Source organism: Gordonia sp. NPDC003429 (genome assembly GCF_053588575.1).
In genome coordinates this window covers 94,306-112,882 of sequence record NZ_JBSFQF010000003.1, presented here as the reverse complement: position 1 = coordinate 112,882, position 18,577 = coordinate 94,306, and the positions used below count along the sequence as shown (strand labels likewise).

Below are 18,577 nucleotides of genomic sequence, written 5' to 3'. Positions count from 1 at the left end.
GAGTCGAGCGTGCCCAGATCCGCGTTGAGCGTGCCCGGTTTCGGGTTGAGCGTGCCCGGTTTCGGGTTGAGCGTGCCCGGGGTGTCGCCCCCCTGTGGGGCAGCGGCTTGGTGTGTCGGCACCCGCCGGTAGTCTCGACGCGTGGCTCTGTATCGCACCTATCGCCCGGCAACCTTCGCCGAAGTCGTGGGTCAGGAACATGTCACCGATCCGCTGAGCCGCGCGCTCGACAGTGGCCGGATCAACCACGCCTACCTGTTCTCCGGCCCGCGCGGGTGCGGTAAGACGTCGTCGGCGCGCATCCTCGCCCGATCGCTGAACTGCGAGCAGGGCCCCACGTCCACGCCGTGCGGCGTCTGCTCGTCCTGCGTGGCGCTCGCCCCCGGCGGACCGGGCAACCTCGACGTCATCGAGCTCGACGCGGCCAGCCACGGTGGCGTCGACGACACCCGTGAGCTGCGTGACCGCGCCTTCTACGCTCCGTCGGAGTCGCGGTACCGCGTGTTCATCGTCGACGAGGCGCACATGGTGACCAACGCGGGCTTCAACGCGCTGCTCAAGATCGTCGAGGAACCACCGGAGCACCTCATCTTCGTTTTCGCGACCACCGAGCCGGAGAAGGTGCTCCCGACCATCCGTTCGCGTACCCATCACTACCCGTTCCGGCTGCTCGCCCCGCCGGTGATGCGGGGCCTGCTCGAACGCATCTGCGCCAAAGAAGGTGTCACCGTGGCACCCGACGTCTTTCCGCTGGTCATCCGTGCCGGTGGCGGCTCACCGCGCGACTCGCTGTCGATTCTCGACCAATTGCTTGCCGGCGCGTCGGACGAAGGCGTCACCTACGACCGCGCCCTCGCACTGCTCGGCGTCACCGACATCGCGCTCATCGACGACGCCATCGACGCACTCGCCACCGCCGACGGGGCGGGGTTGTTCGCCACCGTGGAGAAGGTGGTCGACGCCGGCCACGACCCCCGACGTTTCGCCGTCGACCTGCTCGAGCGACTCCGGGATCTCATTCTGCTGCAGGCAGTTCCGGACGCAGCACAACGAGGACTGGTGGAGGCGCCCGGCGATCAGCTCGCGCGGATGAATGCCCAGATCGAGAAACTCGGGCCGGGTGGACTCACCCGATTCGCCGAGATCGTGCACACCGCACTCGGTGAGATGCGCGGTACCACGTCGCCTCGGCTGCTGCTCGAGGTGATGTGCGCGCGGATGCTGCTCCCCGCGGTCTCCGACGACGAAGCGGCGGTGCTCCAGCGCCTCGAACGGCTCGAATCCGGTGTGCGACCGGCCGCGCCATCGGCACCCACAGTGAGCCCACGTGGTGAGGGCAGTGCCGCGCCTCCACCATCCCCTCCGTCCGACGATCCGCCGAAGTACGTTCGGCCGTCGCAGCGCAAGGCCGAGCCCAGCCCCGAGCCCGTCGAACCCCCTGCCGAGACTCCGACGGCACCGGAGCCGGTGGCCGAGAAGCAGCCGGTGGCCGAGAAGCCCGTGGCACCACAGCCCGTGGCACCGCAGCCGGTGGCCGAGAAGCAGGCGGTGGCCGAGAAGCAGCCGGTGGAGAAGCCACCCAGTTCGCCGCAACCGCCCGCTGTCACGGTCGACGACGACATCCCGCTACCCGAGGAGCCCGTCGACGAGTCCGCTGCGCCGCCGGACGAGCCGGGTGTCGCGCGTCGGTCGGCCGCGCAGGCCGCGGAGCCCGTGTCGGAGTCACCGCCGCCGACCGACACCGGCCTTGACGTCGACACCGTGCAACGGCGACTGCAGGAGGTGCGATCCGCGGTTCGGGAGCGCTCCAAGAGCATCGAGCCGATGCTGTCGGCCGCCGTGATCGTCGACCTCGACGACGACGTCGTGGTATTCGGACATCCGGTGGAGGTGCTGGTCGGCAGGCTGTCGGCGCCACACGCGGTGTCGATCATCCGTGAGGCGTTGCGTGAGGTCTTCGGCACCGACCTCGACGTTCGAACCATCCACCAGGCGCCCGGTGCGGCAGCTCCGTCGGCGTCCGCAGCGCCGACCAAGTCCACACCCAACCGTCGAGCACAAACCTACGCGCGGCCGAGCCGTGCTCGCGGACAATCAGATTCGGGCGAACGGCCCGTCGCGCAGCCCGAATCGGCCGCTGAACCCGAGGAACCCGAACCGCCGCGTCCCGACGACGAGATCCCCGACGCCGAACGCGCCGAGATGGTGGCGGAGGCCCATCGCGGCGGACCTGGCGTCCGTGTCGATCAGGACAAACTCGCGATGGAGCTACTGCAGAACGAACTCGGGGCGCGCCCGCTGGAGTGACACCCGCCGTCCGCTGGTTGAGGGTCGGTCCGCTGGTTGAGCGTCGGTCCGCTGGTTGCGCGTCGGTTCGCTGGTTGAGCTTGTCGAAACCACTTGGTGGGCAATGTCCGTTGGTTGAGCTTGTCGAAACCACTCGGTGGGCAATGTCCGCTGGTTGAGCTTGTCGAAACCACCTGGTGGGCACGCTCAACCCGGATCTGGGCACGCTCAACCCGGATGGTCCGCTGGTTGAGCGTCGGTCCGCTGGTTGCGCGTCGGTTCGCTGGTTGAGCTTGTCGAAACCACTTGGTGGGCAATGTCCGCTGGTTGAGCCTGTCGAAACCACCTGGTGGGCACAGTCATCCGGAATCTGGGCACGCTCGACGCGAATCCGGGCACGCTCGACCGAGATCTGGGCACGCTCGACCCGGATCTGGGCACGCTCGACCGGGATCTGGGCACGCTCGACCAAGATTTGGGCACGCTCGACCCGGATCCGGGCCCGCTCGACCAGCCTAGGGCTGCCACCACGGGCGCAGCGGAAGGTCGCTGCGGCCTTTGGCGTCGAGCTTGGTGGCCAGCACGTGATGAAGCTGAATGATGTTGCGTTCGAATCCGATCCGGCAGCCAGCCATGTACAGGCCCCAGAGGCGCGCGGTGCCCTCCGACACCTCCGCGACCGCCTCGTCCCAATGCTCGACGAGATTACGGTTCCAGTCACGCAGGGTCATCGCGTAGTGATCGCGGAAGTTCTCTTCGTGCAGCACCTCGAGACCGCCGATGTCCTGGATCTTGGAGATGATCTTGCCCGAACCGGTCAACTCTCCGTCGGGAAACACGTACCGGTCGATGAACGAACCCGCGCGCGCGTTCTTGAAGTTGTCCGGCCGGGTGATGCAGTGGTTCAACAACATTCCGCCCACGCGCAGCTTGTCTCGCATGAACGAGAAGTACGACGGATAGTTGCTCACCCCGATGTGCTCGGTGAGGCCGATCGACGACACCGCGTCGAAATCACCCTCCACCACGTCGCGGTAGTCGCTGTGCCGCACCTCGGCGAGGTCGCCGAGACCCTCGTCGACGATGGCCTGCTTGGCCCAGGCGGCCTGCTCGGCGGAGAGCGTCACGCCCAGCGCCTTGACGCCGTGCCGCGCGGCGTACCGCACCATTCCGCCCCAGCCGCAACCGATGTCGAGTAACCGGTCACCGGGCTTGAGTCGCAATTTGTCGAAGATCAGGCGGTACTTGTTCTCCTGGGCGGTCTCCAGCGACGCCTCGAGGTCGGGGTACACCGCGCACGTATACGTCATCGACGGCCCCAGCACCCACTCGTAAAACGTGTTCGACACGTCGTAGTGATGGTGGATCACCTCCGCGTCGCGGGCCTTGCTGTGCCTCAGGCCTTCGGCGAACCGGCGCCACCGAGGCAGTGCCTCCTGCGGCGGCGGGGCGATCGGACGGAAATGCTCGAGTCCCAGGGAGCGGGCCACGTGGGCCAGGGTGAGCGGAGACGGGCGTTTGAACTCGAGGTCGGCGGCAAGCGCTTGGAGCGCCTCGTACGGATCGCCGGGGTGTGCGCCCACCAGTTCCAGATCGCCGGAGACGTATGCGCGGGCCAGTCCGAGATCGCCGGGGGCGGTGACCAGATAGGTTGTGCCACGCGGAGTCTTCAGGTTCAGTCCGTACTCGGCGTCGGCAGGACCGGCGGCGCTGCCGTCGTAGGCGGTGATGCGGATGCTCAGGTCGCCGCCCACGATCGCCTCGAAGACCTGCGCCAGGGTCAGTTTGCCGGCGGGTGCCTCGGCCGAGGCCGGTGAACCTTCTCGGAATGTGGTCACTGCTGCTTCACCGCTTTCGCATAGAGGTCGAGAAGTCTGCCGCGTGGGTCGTAGCGCTTCTTGAGTAGCCGATAGTTCTCGCCGCCATACAGCTCGTCGAACTCCTCAGGAGCGTAGAACGATTCGGAGTACAACGACTTGTGGCCGTCGAGTTCGGCCACCTTTCGCTCGATGAGCTTGTTGGTGTGTCCGGGGTCGCCGGGTGTCACCGGGACCGCCGACCAGAACCCCACATTCACATAGGTGCGACGGGGCTCGAGCGGATACAGCGGCCAGGGACGCACCGCATCGGCGCCGGGCAAGGCCGGCTCCCGTAACCGCAACGGGCACAACCAGAGCGGTTCGATCGGCACATTCTCGAGGAACCACTCGAGGTAGTCCGTGGTGTGCTCGAGGGGAACCTCGATGTCTTGCACCACCCGCTCGTTCGCGGGTAGCCCCTTGCGCCGGTTGAGGCGGTCGGCGATGTCGAAACGCTTGTCGTAGCCGATGAGCTTCCAGTAGAAGCTGCTCCGCAGCAATCTCTTCGGCCACACGCGGCGGATTCTGGGGTTCTGCGCACCGAAGGCTCGTGAACACCAGAACCAGTCGGTGTCCCAGCGCCACAGGTAGTCGCCGATGGTCAGCCGGTCGCGCTTGGGGGTGGCCGACCGCGCATGCTGGATCGAGCGGTAGTAGATGTCCATGCCGGTGTAGTCGCTGACCGGTCCCGGCTCGTCCGTGCGGCGGCCCAGTGTGAGGTACGCCTCGTCGGAGGTGAACACGGTTCCGTCGAGATAGTCGACGGCCTCGCCGTCATGGCTGCGTTCGGTGACGATGGTGCTCATCGTCGCCTCGAGTTCGCGTAGATCGGTGAAACGGATATGCCGCAGTGCGACATACGGCTCCACCCGCTCCAGTTCGATCTTGAGGCGAACCGAATAACCTAGCGTGCCATAGGAATTGGGGAATCCGAAGAACAGGTCGGAGTAGTCGTTGGTGGGGGTGGCGGTCACGATCTCGCCGTCGCCGGTGAGGATGTCGATCTCCAGGACCGATTCGTGCGGCAGACCATTGCGGAACGAGGTGCTCTCGATCCCGAGTCCGGTCACCGCGCCGCCGAGCGTGATGGTCTTGAGCTGCGGAACCACCAGCGGCGCCAGACCGTACGGCAGCGTGGCGGCCACCAGATTCTCGTACGTGCACATCCCGGCGACATCGGCGGTGCGCGCGTCGGGATCCACCGAGATCACCCGGTCGAGACCCGACACGTCAAGGCCGGGGTAGGGGTTCTTGGCGCGGGTACGGAAGAGGTTCGACGTCTTCTTGGCCAGACGTACGGTGGCCTGCGGCGGGATGGCGCGATAGCTCGCCAGAAGCCTCGAGACTCCTGCGTCGAATGCCTGTGCCCCCATCTCCAACCGTGCCGAGTTCACCCGGCTAGCCTAGGACCTGTTCACCAGACCCGCCAATCCGTTGGTTGGTTGTTCATCCGAAAAGGAGTACCCGTCGTGGGTGAGATTTCCGCTACCCATTCGATCGAGATCGACGCCACACCCGACGCGGTGATCGGTGCGCTGGCCGACTACAACGAGGTGCGGCCGGCGATTCTCCCGGAGCAGTATCGGGACTACGCGGTGATCAGCGGCGGCAACGGCGACGGCACCGTGGTGCACTGGATTCTGCAGGCCACCTCGAAGCGGCAGCGTGACGTCAAGGCGGTCGTGTCGGTCACCCCCGACACCGTCACCGAACGCGACGAGAATTCCTCGATGGTGACCAGCTACCGCGTGAGCCCCGCGGGTTCGGGCAGCTCGGTGCGAACCACCACCACCTGGACCAGCAACGCAACCGGCGTCGGGGGATTCTTCGAGAAGAGATTCGCGCCGAAGGGTCTCGCCGCGATTCAGGCCGAGGTGCTCGGCAATCTGAAGAAGCGGCTCGAGAAGTAGGCGATTCGAGAAGTCGACAGCGCGAGAAGTACTCGGCGGGCGTCGTGCGCGGTGATCAGCGGCCGCGTCGTCGGGGCCGTGCACGCCCGTCACCGCTGCCGCCGCGCGACGGTGTGGACGCCACCCGGGTGGTGCTGCGTGACGGACCCGAACGAACGGTGCTGCGGTGCCTGCTCGACACGGACTCACTGTCGGGCCTGACCGAAACCGAACTGCGCAGACGTGCCGGACGCGGCGAGATCGTCGACGCCGACGGTGCCCCGGTCGATCTTGATCGACCGGCTCGCCGCAACACCTCGCTGTACCTCTACCGCGACCTGCCCGACGAGGTGCCGATCCCCTTCGAAATGCCGGTTCTCTACCGCGACGAGAACATCGTCGTCGTCGACAAACCCCACTTCCTCGCGACGATGCCGCGCGGCAGGCACGTCACCCAGACCGCGCTCGTCCGGCTGCGGCGCGAACTCGGCAGCGACGAGGTGGCCCCCGCGCATCGCCTCGACCGGCTCACCGCAGGGGTGCTGCTGTTCACGCTTCGCCCCGAGGTGCGAGCGGCCTACCAGGAGTTGTTCGCGGCGCGTCGGGTGCGTAAGCAGTATCGCGCGCTGGCGCCGGTCGACGACCGCCTCGCCGACGGGGTGACCGTGCGCGATCGCATCGAGAAGACCTCGGGCGACCTACGCGCGCTGGTGGTCGACGGCCCGGTGAACGCGATCAGCGACATCACGTTGCTGCACACGGTGCGGCCCGGACCCGAGGCGCTGGGCGTCTACCGGCTGATCCCGCACACCGGCCGCACCCATCAGTTGCGGCTGCACATGGCCTCGCTGGGGACCCCGATCGTCGGTGATCCGCTCTATCCCGAGGTGCGCCCCGACCTCGCTGCGCGACCCGACCACGGCGACTTCGACCACCCCTTGCGGCTCGTCGCGCACTCGCTGGAGTTCGAGGACCCGATCTCGGGGGAGCGCCGACTCTTCCAGTCCCGGTACCGCGTCGACGAACTACCCTGAGGTCCGTGACCATCCGGGCCTCCTACGAGCGGCACCCCGACCTCGGCTGCGAGGCGGTGGTGTTCATCGACGACGAGTCGATGGCCTGCTTCCAGATCCAGCGCGAACTGCTCGCCGACACACAGGCCGCGGGGACCCGGACGGCCGGGAACCCGGAGGGCGGTGATCGGCGCCGGCACCAGCACTGCGTGACAACCGGGGCGAGCGCCCCGATCTACGGGGCCGTCCTCGAGTGGCGCCGCGTCGACGGCAACCGGCTCGAATTCGCCCTCACCCGCCGCGCGGGCATGCTGTTCGGCGAACCGGAACTGTCCTTCGAGATCACACCGGTGGGGGATGCGACGGTCGACGAGATCGTCGAGCATGTCGAGCGGCTGCTCCGCTGAACCCACCGACTACCCTGGACCGCGTGACTCAACCTTTCGATCCCAGCTCCCTGTTCGGCGGTGGCGGCGGTGACGACAACCCGATGGCCGGGCTGCTCGCCCAAGCACAGCAAATGCAGGCCCAGTTGCTCGCCGCCCAGGAGGAAATCGCCGCCGCCGAGGTCACCGGTTCGGCCGGCAACGGACTGGTGAGCGTCACCGGAACCGGCACCGGCGAGATCACCGCGGTGTCCATCGACCCCAAGATCGTCGACCCCGACGACGTCGAGACCCTGCAGGATCTGCTGCTCGGCGCACTGTCGGACCTCGCCGCCAAACGCGACGAACTGACCAGCGAGAAGATGGGCCCGCTCGCGGGCGGACTGGGTGGTTCGGGCGGGCTGCCCGGCCTGGGCTGATGGCGAGTCAGCCGACGGCACCGCAGATGTGTGCGTGCATCCATGTATGAGGGACCGATCCAGGACCTCATCGACGAGCTGGCCAAGCAGCCCGGGCTCGGCCCCAAGGGTGCCCAGCGCATCGCGTTTCACCTGCTTGCCGGCGAGAAGGCCGACATCGACCGCCTGATCGCCGCGCTCGGCAGGGTTCGCGACGATGTGACCTTCTGTGCCGAATGCGGCAACGTGTCGGCCGACCGGCTCTGCCGGATCTGCGCGGATGCGCGACGCGACGCCACCAAGATCTGCGTGGTGGAAGAACCCAAGGACGTGCACGCGATCGAACGCACCAAGGAGTTCCACGGCCGCTATCACGTTCTCGGCGGGGCGCTGGACCCGTTGTCGGGCATCGGTCCCGATCAGTTGCGTATCCGCGAGCTGCTGCGCCGCCTCGCCTCTGCCGACGACGGCGTAGAGGTCAGCGAGGTGATCGTGGCCACCGACCCGAACACCGAGGGCGAAGCCACCGCCACCTATCTGTTGCGGATGCTCAAGGATTTCCCGGGGCTGTCGGTCACCCGCCTCGCGTCGGGCCTGCCGATGGGTGGCGACCTCGAGTTCGCCGATGAACTCACCCTCGGTCGTGCCCTGTCGGGTCGCCGCATCCTCACCTGAACGGGCATCCTCACCTCAACGACGTACTTCCCGGCGAACGACGGCGTGCGACCGCGGCCGGCTGCGGCTTGTTGTCCCACATCCGGTCGAGGCGTCTGCTACAGATGGTGGGTGCCACCCAGGGGAACTCGTCCACGCCCATCGGTCCGGTGCCTCGGGCTGCTCGTCGCCGTGGCCACCTTGATCGCGTTCGCGGCGACCGGCGTGGCGAACGCTCCCGCCACCGCCTCGCCGACGCTGAGTTGGGGCCCGTGCGCACCGATCCACGGTGCCTCCAAGGAGACCCGGTGCGCGACGCTGCGGGTTCCGCGCGATTACGCCGACCCGTCCGGACCCACCATCTCCCTGACCATCAGTCGGCTTCCCGCCCGCGACCAGGCGGCCAAGCGCGGTGTGATCGTCGGGAACCCCGGCGGTCCCGGCGGCGACGCCATCGGGATGTTCAGCGGGCTGACGCCGCCTGCGGCGATGCGCGACGAGTGGGACCTCGTCGCGGTGCAACCGCGTGGCCTGCTCGGCTCCACCCCGGTGCAGTGCAGCGATACGGTGCCCGTCGGCGCCGAACTCGAAATCGGGCGAGCCGGCCGCGAGTCGTGCGAACAGAAGACGCCCGGTTACACCAAGACGATCACCACCGAGACCACCGCTCGCGACATCGAGCAGGTACGACGCGCCCTGGGCGTGAACAAGGTGAGTCTTTACGGCATCTCCTACGGCACCCTGCTGATGTCCACTTATGCGACGCTGTTTCCGCAGCACACCGATCGGCTCGTACTCGACTCCGCGGTGAATCCGGCGTGGATCTGGAACGACGTGCTCGCCGAGCAGACCGCGGGATACAAGGCGCGGGTGAATGCCATGATGACGTGGATCGCTCAGCACGACAACGTCTATCACCTCGGCACCACACCGCTGGCGGTGTATCGGCGCTGGAGTGACCGGGTGACGCTCGAGGCGGGCGTTCCCCCGTCGCTCGCCGCGCCACCGGCACAGGTGGGCGACGTACCGCCGGCCTTCGCGGCCATCGCGCAGCAGTACATCGCCGGGGTGAACCTGACCGCCGAGGCGCGGGCACAACTGGCCAATCTCATCGCGACCCTGGTGGTTCCCGATGGGGTGCAGACCAATTCACGTCTGCTGCTGTTGACCCGGGAAGCCGCACCCGACCGGAACGCCTGGCCCGTCGTCGCCCTGCTGACCTCCGGGCGGTACAAGGCGAAACCGCCGAGCAAAGATGTCGAGAAGATTCTCACCAATCTGCAGCAGATGCAGCAACTCATCCTGTGCAACGAGAATCAGGCACCGGCCCAGCCCGGACTGATCCCCGCCTCGCTCTACGCCAACTTCCTCGTCGGTGACGTCTTCACCGGCCCCGGACTGATCTATCAGTCCGGGATGGCTTGTGCCGGAGCGCCTCCGGTGACCAAGCCGGTTGCCATCGCCAACCGGGGTCTGGCCGTGCAGCCTCTGCAACTCGACAGTGTCGGCGACCCGCAGACCCCGTATCAGGGGTCGCTCGCCACTCAGCGGGCCATGCGCAGTCACCTGATCACCGTCGGGGGCGGCGATCACGGTCAGTTCGGCCGCGACAACGCACCGGTGGACAACGCCATCGTCGAATACCTCCGCACCGGGCGCACCGGGGTCACTGAGGCCCCGCAGGCCCCGATCACCACACCTCTGGTGCCCAAGCTGCCGTCGGCGCCCACGCGTGGCTCCGGGGTGATCTGGTGATCGGAGCAGTATGAGTGTGCAAGTGACTCAAGACCATTCGCCGACTCCCGCGCAAGGCGCGGCGGGAGCGATCGACCCGTATGTCGACGCCCAACTCGACGAGCTCGCCGCCGAGATGGTGTCGGGGATCGTGGCCATCGACGGACCTTCGGGCGCCGGAAAGTCGACGGTCGCCGATGCGCTGGTCGCGAAACTCACCGCCCGCGGCACCGGTGTGGTCCTCGTCCGCACGGACGAATTCGCCACCTGGGACAACCCCGTGGCGTGGTGGCCGGAACTGGAATCGGATGTGCTGCACAGCTTTGTGCGCCGACGTGACTACCGGTACCGCCCGCGGGTGTGGGTCGACGGCGAACCCACCGTCGGCAGCCGGGTCTGGTACCGGTGGGAGCCCTTGTTGATCGTCGAGGGCGTGTCGTCGGCACGACGGCGCATCGCCGACCGCCTCACCTACGCGCTGTGGCTCGACGGTGGGACGGCGCCCGAACGGATCGAACGGGCCGTGGCCCGCGACGGCGAGGCCTCTCGTCCCTTCCTGGAACGGTGGCAACAGTTCGAGCGCGGCTGGTTTGCCGTCGACCGCACCCGGGAACGGTGCCGCGTCCTCGATTGAGCGAGAGCGAAACACCATGTCCTACAACAGTATCAGTGCACTCGACGCCGACCTCGTGGAGTGCCGGGCCTGTCCTCGGCTGGTGCGGTGGCGCGAGCAGGTGGCCCGCGAGAAGCGGGCGGCCTTCGCCGACTGGCATTACTGGGGACGGCCGGTGCCCGGATTCGGTCCGCCCGACGCCGCCATGCTCATTCTCGGTCTTGCCCCCGCCGCCCACGGCGCCAACCGGACCGGCCGGATGTTCACCGGCGACCAGAGCGGCGACGTGCTGTACTGGGCGCTCTACGACGTGGGGCTCGCCAACCGACCCACCGCGATCTCGGCCGATGACGGCCTCACGCTCGACGGAGTGCGGATCACCGCACCGGTGCATTGCGCACCGCCGCAGAACAAGCCGACCCCCGATGAGCGGGACCGATGTGCGCACTGGCTGCATGACGAACTCGACCTGCTGCTGCCGACGCTGCGTTCGGTGGTGGTGCTCGGCGCGTTCGGATGGCGCAGCGCACTCACCGGATTCGCCGACCTGGGCTGGGAGGTCCCGCGACCGCGACCGCGCTTTGCACACGGTGCGCGCACCACCATCGTCCGGGACGGCCGCGAGCTGTCGGTGTTCGCCAGCTACCACGTGAGCCAGCACAACACCTTCACCGGCCGGCTCACGCCGGCGATGCTGCGCGCGGTGCTGATCGCCGCCGGACGGCATGCGGGTCTGTCCGTGACCGGAGATGACTACGATGGCAACGATGAGTGACGTGATGCGCCGGATGACCGGTAGGGCACCGGAATCGGCCTGCCGGTGCGGACATTCACGAAGTGCGCACCAGCACTACCGTTCGGGTACCGACTGCTCGCGGTGCGGGGCACAGGACTGCGCGCGGTTCCGCTTCGCACCGTGGCGCCGCCCTGTCGACTAAGGCGGCCGGCCGAGAAAAGCGTCAGCCCCGGCGTCCGGCGGCGAGTCGTTCGCGGCGCAGCAGATCCACCTCGGGCAGATCGAGCGGGGCCAACGAATCGACCCCGATGGCCCGCGCGAGCAACAGATCGGCGAGTTGGGGATTGCGGGCCAGTGCCGGGCCGTGCATGTAGGTGCCGATCACCGACCCCTGGACCACTCCTTCGGTGCCATCGCCGACGCCGTTGCCGACGCCGTGCCGGACCCGCGCGAGAGGCTTCGCGTCGGACCCGAGAGTGCTTCCGCCGCGGTGATTCTCGAATCCGGTCAACGGATCGGTGAGCTCCGGTTCGACAGGGTCGGTGACGAGTTCGCCGATGCTGCGGGTGGCCTGCGGTGAGGTGGTGAGATCGAACAGCGAGATCCCGTCGACCCGTTCACCCGCCGACGTCTCGTACCAGTGGCCGAGAACCTGGATCGCCGCGCAGATGGCGAGCACGGGACGTCCGGCCGCCGCAGCCCGCTGCAGTCCCGGAAAACGTGCGAGATGCCGGGTGGCCAGCCGTTGCGCGTAGTCCTCGGCGCCACCGAGGGTGTACACGTCGAGCGAGTCGGGTACCTCGTCGTCGAGGGTGATCGAGACCACCTCGGCGTCGATGCCGCGCATCCGCGCCCGCTGCCGCAGCACCAGCGCGTTGCCACCGTCGCCGTAGGTTCCCATCACGTCGGGCAGTACCAATCCGATCCGCAGCGTCGACTCACTCACGGCTGCCCCTTCCGCGCGCGTTCGGCCCGATCCATCGCGATGCCGAGGTCGCGGAACGCGGTGTAGTTGGCCAGCACTTCGACGCGGCCGGGCGGGCACGATTCGATGGCCTTCATCGGGTCGGGGATGGTGGTGTGTTCGGCACCTGCGTAGAGCAGCCGCACCGACAGGTCGGCGGCCCGCTCACCGGCGGCCACCACTGCCATGGTCTCGAACGCCTCGAACCGCACGTCCCACAGCCACGAGAGGTCCTCGCCGTCGGGAACCTGCCCGTTGACGGCGATCACCAGTCCGTCGGCGTCCTGGTCGATCATCGACAGTGCTTCCTGCCAGCCCGCGGGATTCTTCGCGAGCAGAGTGCGCACGGAGTGGTTGCCCACCTGGTGGATGCCGTAACGCCCGGCCACCTCGCCCACGGTGCCCACGGCCGCGACCGCCTTCGCCGGGTCGGCGCCCATCGCGACCGCCGCCGCCACCGCCTGGGTGGCGTTGCCCCTGTTCGCGCGGCCCGGCACGCTGAGCGTCATCGGGGCGACGAAGCCGCCGGGTCCGTAGATGTTGTCGTCGTCGAACCACCACTCGGGTGTGGGACGGCGGAAGCTCTCGTCGCCGGTCGAGTACCACTCGACACCGGTATGGACTGCCGGGACCGCGTGTTCTGTGGTTGCCGTCGGGTCGGTGGTGGCGCGGGCGATCGGCTCGCCGGTACGTGGACAACTCACCGAGTCGCCCACCCAACTCGAACCGGCCGCCACCCACACCACCTTCGGTGCGTCGAACGCCGCCGAGGTGACGAGCACGTCGTCGCAGTTGGCCACCACCGTCATCTGCGGATGGCGGGCGATGCCCGCGCGCAGCCTGCGTTCGATCATGTTGATCTCGCCCACCCGGTCGAGCTGGTCGCGCGAGAGGTTCAGCATCACCAGCACCTCGGGGTCGGTGGCGTCACTGACGTGCGGCACGTGCAGTTCGTCCACCTCCAGTGCACAGATAGGTGCCGATCGCTGCAGGCTGAGGGTGGCGATGATGCCGGCGTCCATGTTCGCACCGTCGGCCTGGGTGGCAACCTCGCCGAGTTCGGAGAGCGCGGCCGCGGTCATGCGTGTGGTGGTGGACTTGCCGTTGGTGCCGGTGACCAGTGCGGTGCGTTTGCCCGCGGCGAGGCGGCGCATGATCTGCGGATCGATCTTCTCGGCCACCAGGCCACCGATCATCGACCCCTTGCCCCGTCCCGCGGTGCGCGAGGCCCACCGGGCGGCCGACGCGGCGCCCAGCGCCACGGAAGTGCGGAGCGGGATGCGGGTGGTTGGGCGGGCGGGTGGGAGACCCGGAAGTGACGCTCGATCGGGCATGGGGAGAGTCTGTCACAGCTGCCCCAGGGGTGCCGTGAGGGACGGCGTCGTGGCCGGTGCACCCGCCCGGTAGTCTCGGCGCCGTGAGCCGCGCCACATCCTCCACACTGCCCCTCCCGCTGCGTCCGATGCGTTCGGTCCTGCTGGGCACTGGCCGCATTCCGGCCCCGGTGTTCGACGCCGTGTCCCGATGGTGCCCGGTGAATGCCGACGGCGAACACGTGAGCCCGGAACTCGCGGCCATCGGAGTGGTCACCAGGCTGCTGCCGGCCGTCGGGTTGGGCGACGACGACGTCGATCAATCCCGTGCCGGCATGGAGATCGGGGCGGCGCTGACCACCGAGAAGCCGGTTGCGTTGGCGGTGGAGGAGGATCTCGAATTCGACGGACCGGGTGGTCCGGTCCCGGCGACCCGATACCGCTTCGGTGTGGACACCACCGGCGTGATCCTGTTCTTCCACGGTGGCGGTTTCACCCTGGGTAGTCGTTCCTCCCACGACGGGATGGCGCGGCGTCTCGCCGTCGACACGGGGGCCGACGTGGTGTCGGTGCAGTACCGGCTGGCTCCGGAGAATCCCTTTCCCGCCGCGCTCGACGACGCGCTGGCCGCCTGGCGTGGCGTGGTGGCGGCCGCGCCGGGATGGGGAGTGGGCAGTGACCGGCTCGTCGTCGCCGGCGACAGTGCCGGCGGCAACCTTGCCGCGGTGCTCGCCCAGCAGGTCCGCGGCCAACCCGTGACGCCGGCACTGCAAGTGCTGATCTACCCGATGACCGACATGTCACGGGAGCATCCGTCGATGCACGAGTTCGCCATCGGCTACCTCCTCACCCGTGAGCGGATCGAGTCGTTCAACGACTCGTACGTGCCCAACCTGGGGCAGCGGGCAGATCCGCGCGTGTCACCGCTTCGCGCGGAAGACTTTTCGGGTCTCCCGCCGGCCATCGTGGTGGTGGCCGGATTCGATCCGCTCCGCGACGAGGGCATCGCCTATGCCGACGCGCTCACCGCAGCCGGAGTACCGGTGACCCTGCAGCGCGCGGGTTCACTCATTCACGGCTTCGCCAATCTGACCGGCATCAGCCCGATTTCGTCGCAGGCGGTGAGCAGGTACACCGCCGCGATCGCCGTGGCGCTGTCGGCTCAGCCGGGCTGACCCGCGCGCTGTTCGCGGTGTGCGGTGTTCGGGAAGTCGCCGGCAACCACGGCGGCGAGTTCGACAAACGCGCGACGCGTGCGCTTGTGCAGCAGTTCGAGATCCACCTCGGCGCCCTCGGCCAGATGGTCGTCGAAGGGAATCTGCTGTACGGCACGGCTCTTGGTGAGGAAGTGCTGCGAGAGCTGGTCGAGATCGATGGTCGACGACCCGGCCCGCGACGAACCGATCACCACCACCGACTGTGCGGCGAGGGCGCCGTAACCGTGCGCGTGCAGCCAGTCGAGTGTGGCGGCCGCGCTGCGCGCGCCGTCGATCGCCGGTGAGGTCACCAGGATCAGCATGTCGGCGTGATCGAGCACGCCGTTCATCGCGGAGTGGCTCAGTCCGGTGCCGCAGTCGGTGATGATGATGTTGTAGTGCCGCCGCAGGATCTCCATCACCTTGCGGTAGTCGTCCTCGCTGAACGCTTCGGCGGTCGCCGGATCACGTTCGGAGGCAAGAACTTCCAGCCGATTCGGGGCCTGCGAGGTGTGTGCGCGGACGTCGGAGTAGCGGGTGACGTTCTCATCGGCGATCAGGTCACGCACCGTCGACGACGTCTGCTGCGGCACCCGCTGGGCGAGGGTGCCCAGGTCGGGGTTGGCGTCGACGGCGATCACCCGGTCGCCCCGCAGCGAGGCGAGGGTGGCGCCGAGTCCGACGGCCGTGGTGGTCTTGCCGACGCCGCCCTTCAGCGAGAGCACGGCGATGCGGTAGTCGCCGCGGATGGGTTGGTTGACCCAGCGGACAAGTTCCGCGTAGTGCAGGTCGTCGGGCGAATCGCCCGGGTTGATCTTGCCTCCCGACGCCTTGTAGAGCATGCGTCGCCATCCGCTCGCCGGCGCGTGCTGGGCGCGGCGCAGCAGGGGCACCTCGTCGAGCGACGACACCGGACGAGGGCCGGGAGGCATCGGCGGGGCCATCGGGGGCGCGGTCCGGGGCGCCACCGGCGGCCCATATCCGGCCGGTGGACCGGCCTGGACCGGCGGTACCGCAACGGGCTGGGATTCGGGTTCCGGGGCCGGAATCCAGCTGGGCAGTGGCTGATTCGACTGATCGTCGGGCATGTGTGGGTGTCCCTCGTGCTCAGATGGTGGTGTGCTCAGGCGTTGGGCGGCCAGGGCATGGGCGGTCCGGACGGTGGACCCGGTTGCTGCGGCGGACCCGGGTAGTGCATCGCGCCCGGATGGGGTGCGGCGTGGACCGGTGGCGCCGGGGCGAAGGAGTCGGCCACCGTCGCAGCGAGTTCGAGGAACGCCGTGCGCGTGCGGCGGTGCATGTTGTCGAGTTCCACGTGCGACCCGGTGGCCAGGTGATCGTCGAACGGGATGATCTGCACAGCGCGGGTGCGGCCCAGGAAATGCTGGGTCAGCATGTCCAGGTCGATGGGTGCGCTGCCGGGTTTCGACGCGGAGATCACCACCACCGCCTGTTGCGCGAGATGCGCGTAGCCGTGTGCATTGAGCCAGTCCAGGGTGGCCGACGCGCTCTGGGCGCCGTCGATCGCCGGAGAGGTCACCAGCACCAGCGCGTCGGCGGAGCCGAGCGCGCCCTGCATGGCCGAATGCACCAGACCGGTGCCGCAGTCGGTCATGATGATGTTGTAGAAGTTGTCGAGAATCGACACCACCTGCCGGTACTCGTCGGCGTCGAATGCCTCCGAGATCGCCGGATCACGTTCGGAGGCAAGAACTTCCAGTCTGCTCGACGCCTGGCTGGTGTGCCGGCGCACATCGGGGTAGCCGACGATGCCCCGATCGTGCAGCAGGGTGCGCACCGTGGAGACGGTTTGTTGGGGCACCCGGTTGGCGAGGGTCCCCAGGTCGGGGTTCGCGTCCACCGCGATCACGCGGTCACCACGCAGCGAGGCGAACGCCGACCCCAGGCCCAGCGTGGTGGTGGTCTTGCCGACGCCACCCTTCAGCGACAGCACCGCGAGGTGGAACTGGCCGGTGATGGGCCGGCGGATACGCGCGATCATGGCGTCGAGTTGCTGCTGGGACTTGCTCTGGCCGAGGTTGATCAGTCCGCCCGATGCCGTGTGAACGGCGCGGCGCCATCCGCTGGTGGGCGGTGCGGTACGTCCCTGCTCGGGTGACATGGCGTATCCCGGCGGCATCATGTGCGCAGGCGGATAACCCGGCGGTGGGTTCATCGGCGGGGGGCTCATCGGCGGGGGGCTCATCGGCGGGGGCCCCATCTGCGGTGGATTCACTTGTGGCGGAGCGGCATACCCCGGCGGCGGCACCGGCGCGACGGGCATGGGCGGATATGGGTGAGCGGGCGGAGGGGGCGGATGGGCGGCGGGGGTCTGCGGCGGGAAGCGGTCGGTGTCGACGGGGGCGGCGTACACCTCACCCGGCGGGTTGTCGGCGTCGGTGTGCAGCCAGGGCGGCTGCGCGCCCTCGGCATCGGCGTGCGACATCGGTGTGACTGTTCCCCTCGTGCGGTCCCCCCGGCCCGAAGGACCGCGTTCGAATCACGATAGTAGGGCGCCCACCCGCCGACGGCTCGGCGGGTACCACAGATGTGGTGGAGTTCTGCTCGTCACGCGGAAGTCGACGCCTTCTCGGGATGCGCCGACCCCCCGCGACGATCGGCCGTCGGAACCGGCCGGGAGCGCGGGGACGCGAGCACCCCGGCCGCGCACCCGGCAATCACCAGTGCGGCACCACCGAGTTCGATCACGGTGGGCACCTCACCCAGGATCAGCCATGCGGCGGTGATGCCGACCACGGGTACCAGCAGCGACAACGGCGCCACCCGACTGGCCGGATGCCGTTGCAACAGCGTGGTCCACAGACCCGACCCGGCGATGGTGCCGAGCAACACCACATACGCGAGGCCGGCGAGGGCGAGCAGGCCCGCCGGCGTGCCGACGGTGACCACGGCATGGAATCCGGCCGACGGCCCCTCGATCACCAGGCTGAGCAGGTACAGCGGGATCGGTGGCACCACCGACATCCAGAGCGTCATCCGCAGGGCGTCGTCGGGCCGGGCCAGCCGGCTGCCGATGTTGCCGAAAGCCCAGGAAAGACCGGCGAGCACGGTGAGCACCATCGGTATCAGGATGCCCAGACCGAGCGTGCTGTGTCCGGCGCGGTCGATGCCGATCAGCACGATGCCGACCACCGCCACCACGATGCCGATGATCTGGGCGGGCACCAGACGCTCACGCAGGAACAGCACCCCGAGCAGCACCGTGAACGGGGCGGACGTCTGCAGCACCAGGGAGGCGAGTCCGGTGGGCATCCCGAGGCTCATCGCGAGGAACAGGAAAGCGAATTGCCCCACACCGAAACCGAAGGCGTACAACAGGAACCACCGCAGCTGCACACGCGGGAAACGCACGAACATCATCACCGGCACCGCCATCACCGCGAACCGCAGTGCGGCGAAGAAGAACGGCGGGAAGTGGTCGAGCCCCACCCTGATGGCGATGAAGTTCAGACCCCAGAGCACCACCACGGTGAGACCCAGAAGACGATCGCGTGTGGACATGACTCCATGATGTG

The 18,577-nt window shown here is 68.3% G+C and carries 17 protein-coding genes; 10 read left to right on the top strand and 7 right to left on the bottom strand.

Annotation, left to right across the window (positions count from 1 at the left end):
• Window positions 1-141 precede the first annotated feature (141 nt).
• The gene (locus tag ACWDSI_RS05815; protein WP_449755939.1) at window positions 142-2,307 is read left to right on the top strand and encodes a DNA polymerase III subunit gamma and tau; all 2,166 of its coding nucleotides are present in this window, start codon (window positions 142-144) and stop codon (window positions 2,305-2,307) included.
• Window positions 2,308-2,801: 494 nt separating this feature from the next.
• On the opposite strand, the gene ACWDSI_RS05810 is transcribed toward ACWDSI_RS05815, so the two are convergent.
• Together ACWDSI_RS05810 and ACWDSI_RS05805 are read right to left on the bottom strand one after the other, a co-directional pair.
• On the bottom strand, window positions 2,802-4,124 hold the full coding sequence (locus ACWDSI_RS05810) for a class I SAM-dependent methyltransferase (protein WP_449755938.1): 1,323 nt from the start codon (window positions 4,122-4,124) through the stop codon (window positions 2,802-2,804).
• Window positions 4,121-5,518 (bottom strand): FAD-binding oxidoreductase, encoded by a 1,398-nt coding sequence (locus ACWDSI_RS05805; RefSeq protein WP_449756040.1) that lies wholly within the window; start codon window positions 5,516-5,518, stop codon window positions 4,121-4,123. The genes ACWDSI_RS05810 and ACWDSI_RS05805 overlap by 4 nt, the downstream gene beginning before the upstream one ends.
• A 96-nt stretch (window positions 5,519-5,614) precedes the next feature.
• Here ACWDSI_RS05805 and ACWDSI_RS05800 point away from each other — a divergent pair, with 96 nt between their 5' ends.
• From ACWDSI_RS05800 to ACWDSI_RS05765, 8 genes are all read left to right on the top strand, one after another.
• Complete coding sequence (locus tag ACWDSI_RS05800; RefSeq protein WP_449755937.1) at window positions 5,615-6,055, top strand: SRPBCC family protein; 441 nt, start codon at window positions 5,615-5,617, stop codon at window positions 6,053-6,055.
• A gap of 44 nt (window positions 6,056-6,099) precedes the next feature.
• Window positions 6,100-7,068: a pseudouridine synthase gene (locus ACWDSI_RS05795; protein ID WP_449755936.1), complete on the top strand. Its 969-nt coding sequence runs from the start codon at window positions 6,100-6,102 to the stop codon at window positions 7,066-7,068.
• A gap of 5 nt (window positions 7,069-7,073) precedes the next feature.
• Complete coding sequence (locus ACWDSI_RS05790; RefSeq protein WP_449755935.1) at window positions 7,074-7,454, top strand: hypothetical protein; 381 nt, start codon at window positions 7,074-7,076, stop codon at window positions 7,452-7,454.
• A 23-nt stretch (window positions 7,455-7,477) separates the two neighbouring features.
• Complete coding sequence (locus tag ACWDSI_RS05785) at window positions 7,478-7,852, top strand: YbaB/EbfC family nucleoid-associated protein (protein WP_449747314.1); 375 nt, start codon at window positions 7,478-7,480, stop codon at window positions 7,850-7,852.
• A 42-nt stretch (window positions 7,853-7,894) separates the two neighbouring features.
• A complete protein-coding gene (gene recR / locus ACWDSI_RS05780) occupies window positions 7,895-8,506 on the top strand; it encodes a recombination mediator RecR (RefSeq protein ID WP_449747315.1) in 612 nt (203 codons plus the stop codon).
• Between the two features lie 171 nt (window positions 8,507-8,677).
• The gene (locus ACWDSI_RS05775; RefSeq protein ID WP_449747316.1) at window positions 8,678-10,240 is read left to right on the top strand and encodes an alpha/beta fold hydrolase; all 1,563 of its coding nucleotides are present in this window, start codon (window positions 8,678-8,680) and stop codon (window positions 10,238-10,240) included.
• 115 nt (window positions 10,241-10,355) lie between these two features.
• Window positions 10,356-10,853 (top strand): uridine kinase family protein, encoded by a 498-nt coding sequence (locus tag ACWDSI_RS05770; protein ID WP_449756039.1) that lies wholly within the window; start codon window positions 10,356-10,358, stop codon window positions 10,851-10,853.
• 16 nt (window positions 10,854-10,869) lie between these two features.
• On the top strand, window positions 10,870-11,607 hold the full coding sequence (locus ACWDSI_RS05765) for a uracil-DNA glycosylase (RefSeq protein WP_449755934.1): 738 nt from the start codon (window positions 10,870-10,872) through the stop codon (window positions 11,605-11,607).
• 184 nt (window positions 11,608-11,791) lie between these two features.
• Here the strand turns inward: ACWDSI_RS05765 and ACWDSI_RS05760 are convergent, their stop codons facing one another.
• Window positions 11,792-12,514, bottom strand: a complete 723-nt coding sequence (locus ACWDSI_RS05760) for a type 1 glutamine amidotransferase (protein WP_449747318.1) — start codon at window positions 12,512-12,514, stop codon at window positions 11,792-11,794.
• On the bottom strand, window positions 12,511-13,866 hold the full coding sequence (locus ACWDSI_RS05755) for a MurT ligase domain-containing protein (protein WP_449755933.1): 1,356 nt from the start codon (window positions 13,864-13,866) through the stop codon (window positions 12,511-12,513). The genes ACWDSI_RS05760 and ACWDSI_RS05755 overlap by 4 nt, the downstream gene beginning before the upstream one ends.
• Before the next feature lie 83 nt (window positions 13,867-13,949).
• Here ACWDSI_RS05755 and ACWDSI_RS05750 point away from each other — a divergent pair, with 83 nt between their 5' ends.
• Window positions 13,950-15,020, top strand: coding sequence for an alpha/beta hydrolase (locus ACWDSI_RS05750; RefSeq protein ID WP_449755932.1), 1,071 nt, complete (start codon window positions 13,950-13,952; stop codon window positions 15,018-15,020).
• Here the strand turns inward: ACWDSI_RS05750 and ACWDSI_RS05745 are convergent.
• The 3 genes from ACWDSI_RS05745 to ACWDSI_RS05735 all read right to left on the bottom strand — a co-directional run bounded on the left by ACWDSI_RS05745 (window position 15,008) and on the right by ACWDSI_RS05735 (window position 18,563).
• Entirely contained in the window at window positions 15,008-16,129 is a 1,122-nt protein-coding gene (locus ACWDSI_RS05745; protein WP_449755931.1) for a MinD/ParA family ATP-binding protein, read from the bottom strand. The two genes, ACWDSI_RS05750 and ACWDSI_RS05745, sit on opposite strands and share 13 nt — an antisense overlap.
• A gap of 35 nt (window positions 16,130-16,164) precedes the next feature.
• A complete protein-coding gene (locus tag ACWDSI_RS05740) occupies window positions 16,165-17,487 on the bottom strand; it encodes a MinD/ParA family ATP-binding protein (RefSeq protein ID WP_449755930.1) in 1,323 nt (440 codons plus the stop codon).
• A 122-nt stretch (window positions 17,488-17,609) separates the two neighbouring features.
• Window positions 17,610-18,563 (bottom strand): EamA family transporter, encoded by a 954-nt coding sequence (locus ACWDSI_RS05735; protein WP_449755929.1) that lies wholly within the window; start codon window positions 18,561-18,563, stop codon window positions 17,610-17,612.
• Window positions 18,564-18,577 lie beyond the last annotated feature (14 nt).

Bases quoted from the DNA above. Each gene is read 5' to 3' on its own strand.
- ACWDSI_RS05770 (WP_449756039.1), top strand. From the start codon at position 10,356: ATGGTGTCGGGGATCGTGGCCATCGACGGACCTTCGGGCGCCGGAAAG.
- ACWDSI_RS05755 (WP_449755933.1), bottom strand. From the start codon at position 13,866: ATGCCCGATCGAGCGTCACTTCCGGGTCTCCCACCCGCCCGCCCAACC.
- ACWDSI_RS05740 (WP_449755930.1), bottom strand. From the start codon at position 17,487: ATGTCGCACGCCGATGCCGAGGGCGCGCAGCCGCCCTGGCTGCACACC.
- ACWDSI_RS05745 (WP_449755931.1), bottom strand. From the start codon at position 16,129: ATGCCCGACGATCAGTCGAATCAGCCACTGCCCAGCTGGATTCCGGCC.
- ACWDSI_RS05735 (WP_449755929.1), bottom strand. From the start codon at position 18,563: ATGTCCACACGCGATCGTCTTCTGGGTCTCACCGTGGTGGTGCTCTGG.
- recR (WP_449747315.1), top strand. From the start codon at position 7,895: ATGTATGAGGGACCGATCCAGGACCTCATCGACGAGCTGGCCAAGCAG.
- ACWDSI_RS05805 (WP_449756040.1), bottom strand. From the start codon at position 5,518: ATGGGGGCACAGGCATTCGACGCAGGAGTCTCGAGGCTTCTGGCGAGC.
- ACWDSI_RS05765 (WP_449755934.1), top strand. From the start codon at position 10,870: ATGTCCTACAACAGTATCAGTGCACTCGACGCCGACCTCGTGGAGTGC.